The sequence below is a fragment of the Psychromonas sp. MB-3u-54 genome, from assembly GCF_002836415.1.
Taxonomy (GTDB): domain Bacteria; phylum Pseudomonadota; class Gammaproteobacteria; order Enterobacterales; family Psychromonadaceae; genus Psychromonas.
In genome coordinates, this window is sequence record NZ_PJBP01000065.1 from 1 (window position 1) to 254 (window position 254).

The 254-nt window shown below is 50.8% G+C and carries 1 protein-coding gene; it reads left to right on the forward strand.

Going from position 1 to position 254, the window contains the following annotated elements; genetic code table 11:
* The coding region (locus tag CXF72_RS00600) for a transposase zinc-binding domain-containing protein (protein WP_198552455.1) at nt 1-254 on the forward strand (254 nt) is incomplete at both ends.

Consider the following 254-nt stretch of genomic DNA (forward strand, 5'->3'; position numbering starts at 1 on the left):
AGATATGCGCCGTGCTATTTATGCGATGCTCAGTTGCCAAACTGAACAGCAACGCAACACCAGCTGGTGTTGCGACCACTGCCATCATTTTGAGCAGCATCCGCTCTCATGCGGACATCGACATTGCCCGCAGTGTCAGCATCAGGCAACCGCCCAATGGCTCACTCGCCAACAGCAAAAGTTGTTACCAACCCACTATTTTATGGTGACATTCACCTTGCCTTACGAATTAAGGACATTAGCGGCAACACAGC